General features: G+C 57.3%; 1 protein-coding gene. It reads right to left on the minus strand.

What is annotated here, in order from left to right:
* Window positions 1-5014: condensation domain-containing protein (locus Q7V20_RS09830; RefSeq protein ID WP_304789951.1), on the minus strand; the 5014-nt coding region annotated here is incomplete at both ends.

Raw genomic sequence — 5014 nt, forward strand, 5'->3', positions numbered from 1 at the left:
GTCGATGGCGGCTTCGGTGGGGCCGTACAGGTTGTCGAGTTCGACACCGGGCAGGCGCTGGAACACCCGCTGTTGCAATTCGCCCGGCAGGGCTTCGCCGCTACAGACGAGGCGTTTCAGTGACGGGAACCTCGGCAATTCCGGCTGGTTGACGAATTCGGCCAGCATGGCCGGTACGAAATGCACGGTGCTGACGCGGTGTTTCAATAGCAGCCGGGCCAATGCTGCCGGGTCGCGGTGGTCGCCGGGCCCGGCGATGACCAGGCGGGCGCCGGTCATCAGCGGCCAGAAGAATTCCCACACCGACACGTCGAAGCTGAACGGGGTTTTTTGCAGGACGGTGTCGCCAGGGCCTATCGGATAAGCGTCCTGCATCCAGTGCAGCCGGTTGGCCAAGGCCGCGTGGCTGTTGGCCGCGCCCTTGGGCCGGCCGGTGGAACCCGAGGTGTAGATAATGTAGGCCGGGCTTTCCGGATGCAACAGTGGCCTGGGCGGAGCATCGAGTTGATCGACCCACTCAAGATCATCCAGGTTCAGACAATGGCAAGCGTTGCCGAAATCGACATGGGTTTGCAACACCCGCGTATGGCTCAACAGCAAGCCGATGCCGGAATCCGCTATCATGTACGCGAGCCGGTCTGCCGGGTAGTCCGGATCCAAAGGCACATAAGCGCCGCCCGCCTTGATAATGGCCAGCAGGCCGATCACCAATGCCAACGAACGTTCAATAGCAATACCGACCGGCATTTCCGGGCCGACGCCAAGGCTGATCAAGTAATGCGCCAGACGGTTGGCTTGGCGCTCCAGTTCGCCATAGCCCAGGGTTTGCTCGTCGAAGGCCAAGGCTATCGCGTCCGGCTGGGCGACGGCGCGGCGGCTGATCAGCTCGTGGATCAAGCCGGACGGATAAGCCTTAGCGGTTGAATTCCAGTCCAAAAGTTGGCGGCGAGCTCCCTCCGTCAACAAATGCAAGTTAGCGACCGGGCATTCGGCATCCTCAATCATGCTCAACAATAATTGACGAAAATGCCGATCCAGTTTTTGCACGGTGTCGGCATCGAAGCAATCCCGCCAATAACCGTAGCCCAGCCCCAGCGACTCGCCGATACTGACATTCAAGGTTAACGGGTAATGAGTGGTGTCAATATGCGCGGGCAAGCCGAATTGCAGGCCAGCATCGGCATTGCGCAGCGCCGCATCGACTGGAAAGTTTTCGAACACCAACAAACTGTCGAACAAGGCCGTACCGGCTTGTCCGGCCCAGCGTTGAATGTCGTACAGTGGAGTTTGCTCGTGTTCGCGCAAGGCCAGATTATCGTCCTGCAATCTTCGCAGCCAATCGCCGACGCTTTGCCTCGGCTGGCCGCCGACGATCAGCGGCACGGTATTGATGAATAGACCCAGCATGTTATCGACACCAGGCAATTCCGCCGGACGCCCGGACACCGTCACGCCGAAAGCTACGCGGTTTTGGCCACAATAGCGTTGCAACAATAGCGCCCAAGCGCCTTGCAACAACGTATTCAAGGTGATGCGCTGACGCTGCGCGAAGGCCTGCAAACGTTGGGTGGTAGCCGCATCCAGCCTCTCCCTAACATTGCCGTGACCTACTGCTCCGCCGACCCGGCCCAGCGCGGCAGCCAACAAGGTCGGCTCGTCCAAGTTGGCCAGACGCTGACGCCAGAAACTTTCGCTGTCGCCCGGATTTTTCAGTTGCAGCCAGGCAATGAAATCCCGATAACGGCTGCCGATACTACGGTCGTTGCCGGCGTAACTTTGCAGCACTTCGCCGAGTAGTTGCGAGGTGCTCCAGCCGTCCAGCAAAATATGATGACTGGTCCAAATCCAGCGATAACTTTGCTCGGACTGCCGTACCAACACTAAGCGCATCAACGGCGCTTGCGCCAAGTCGAAGCCGTGCGCGTGCTCTTCGGCGGCTAACGCCGCCAGCTCGCTATCCGAATCTTCATGGTCGCGCCAATCGCGGATTTCCAACGGCAAGGCGACCTGGTTATAAACTACTTGCAAGGGCCGGTCGGTCTCGCCGCGCCAGATGAAGGCGCTACGTAAAATATCGTGCCGGGCTATCGCCTTGCGCCAGGCGGCGGCAAAACGCCCAACATCCAAACCGTCGATATCCAAAGTCATTTGATTGACGTAAACCCCCATTTCCGGCTCCAGCAAGGCATGAAACAAAATACCTTGCTGCATCGGTGCCAGCGGATAAATGTCCTCGACGTCCCCAATGGCAATCGGCAGCGCGTCGATTTGTGGCTGGCTCAACCCAGACAATGGAAAATCGCTTGGTGTCGCGCCTTTGACACCGCTCAGGCAATGCCCGACCAAAGCAGTCAATTCATTGTGATAGTCATCCAGCAAGCCCTTTACCGTGGCGCTCCGGTATTGTTTTTCGCTGTAACGCCAGCGAATCTCTAGTTCGCCGCCGAGCACTTGGGCATTAATTTCCAGCCAATAAGGCAAAGGCGCGTAGCGGTCACGATCATCTCCGGCAGTTTCCGGCGCGACGGTAAACAAGGCTTGCTCAGTTTCTAATTGCCCGAAATAATTGAAACCGACTCTGGGCTGTGGCAGTGCCGCCAACTGCGCACGCAGTTCGGGCACCGCCAGATATTTCAGAACCCCAAATCCCAAGCCCCTGTCCGGGACGTTGCACAGAGTTTCCTTGACGGATTTGATAGACGCTCCGGGTTCGGCAAGGCTAGTCAAACACACTGGATACAGACTGGTAAACCAGCCGACGCTACGGATAAGGTCGGTATCATCGAATATATCTTCACGGCCATGGCTTTCCAATTCGACCAGCACCCGTTCCCGGCCGCTCCAGCGGCACAAGACCCGCACCAACGCGGTTAACAGTAAGTCATTGACCCGTGTGCGGTAAGCCGCCGGAGCCTGTTGCAATAATTGTCGGGTGGTTTCGGTGGAAAAACTCAGGCTCAGGGTGCAGGCATTGGCAAAACTGCCGACATCTTGCGGAAAATCACGCGGTAATTCGGACGCATCCGCCAGCGATGACCAGTACGGCAATTGCTGGTTAAGCGCTTCACTACCGGCGTAATTTTGTAGCTGTTGCGACCAATGTTTGAAACTATCCGTCTTAGCTGGCAGCGGTAGACTATCGTGATAAAGATTCTGTAAATCCTCCAGCAATATCCGCCAGGACACGCCATCGACGACCAGATGATGCACTACCAGCAACAGCCGTTGGCTGCCGTCGGCGACGCGAATCAATACTGCTCGCAGCAATGGCCCGTTTTGTAAATCCAGACTGCGCTGAGTTTGATTGGCGATGCTTTCGACTTCGCTATTGTCACTGGCGCTGCGCCGCCAGAGTAGCTCCGTGGATTTGCCAGCATCAATGTCGGTGTAATATTGTCGCCAAGTTCCGTTTTCCTGGCGATAACGCAAACGTAAGCTGTCATGATGACAAATTAGAGTTTGCAGCACGCATTCCAGCTTTGCCTCATCAAGCGGCTGTCGAGTTTGCAAGAGCAAGGATAAATTCCAGTGCTGGCGGTTGGGAATCTCATCTAGGAAAAATTGCGCCTGAATGGGCGTTAAAGCCACCTCGCCAGCCACAGGTGCTGCTGTGATTGCCGTTTTCAATACCGGTTGCGCAGCGGCGGCCAAGCTGGCAACCGTTTGGTGCAAAAACAAGTCCCTGGGTGTGAACAGCCAGCCGACCTGACGGGCGCGGCTGACCAGCCGAATCGATAAAATCGAATCCCCCCCCAGTTCGAAAAAGTTGTCATCGATACCAACCCGTCCGATGCCCAATATCTCTTGCCAAATTTTGGCTAGGGCACATTCAGCGAGGGTTTGCGGTGCCCGAAAGTTTTCGTTGGCCGTCCATTCCGGTTTAGGCAGGGCACGGCGGTCTAGCTTGCCGCTGGTCAGTCGCGGCAAACGTTCGAGCAGGATGGTTTGTGACGGCACCATATAATCCGGCAAGCGGCTTTGCAGATACTGTTTCAGTTGCTCGGCAGCCAGATTCGCTGAGTTCGCCGCGTAGACGACCAGACGCTTGTCGCTGCCCTCGCCATCCTCAACCACCACTGCCTCGGCAATGGCTGGATGCGACAGCACCTGCGCTTCGATCTCGCCCAACTCAATGCGATAACCACGCAACTTGATCTGATGATCGCCACGACCGAAATAATCAACATTGCCATCGGCGCGAAACCGCACTAGGTCGCCAGTACGATAGAGTCGCCCGCCGTCACCGACGAACGGATCGGGAATGAAACGCTCGGCGGTCAAATCAGGCCGTCCATGATAACCACGAGCTAGACAGGGCCCACCGATGTACAGTTCGCCCACCGCGCCCACCGGTAGCGGATTAATATCCTTATCCAATATATACAACGTACGCTCGCCAACACCAGTGCCGATCGGTGCGTAGGCGGTGTCGCAAACAGTATCGGACTGCGCTATCCACACCAATGGTGTAATCAGGGTTTCAGTCGGACCATAACCGTTGACGATGGGCGCATCGCCCACCACTCGGCGGATTTGCGCCAAACTATCTTTACTGACCGCTTCGCCGCCTACCGAGCAGGCTCGTAGCGGCAAGGCAAGACCTTGTTGTTCGGCCCAGCGAGCGATTTCTGTCAAATAAGCCGGTGGCATTTCGAACCAGGTGACGCCTTGTTCCAGCAGCGTGCGGTAAGCCTGCTCCGCGCTCCACAATTCGTCGCGGATTACCAAGCGACAGCCGTTGATCAACGGTACCAACCATTGCTCCATCGCCGCATCGAAAGTGAAGGCGGCAAAATGCAGCGCAATGTCGTTCTGCTGCATTGCATAGTTGTCTGCAATGGCCTGACAATGCCTTACCAAGGCGCCATGGGCAACGGCGACGCTTTTCGGCTTGCCGGTGGAGCCGGAGGTCAGGATCAGGTAGGCCAGTTGCTCGGGGTGGATGGCGACATCGGGCGCGCTGGCGGGTTGGGAGTCCAGGTCGGTGGCGTCGAGGTTGAGCCAGGTAGGATGG

This window comes from Aquabacterium sp. (assembly GCF_030652515.1).
Lineage (GTDB): Bacteria > Pseudomonadota > Gammaproteobacteria > Burkholderiales > Burkholderiaceae_C > Aquabacterium.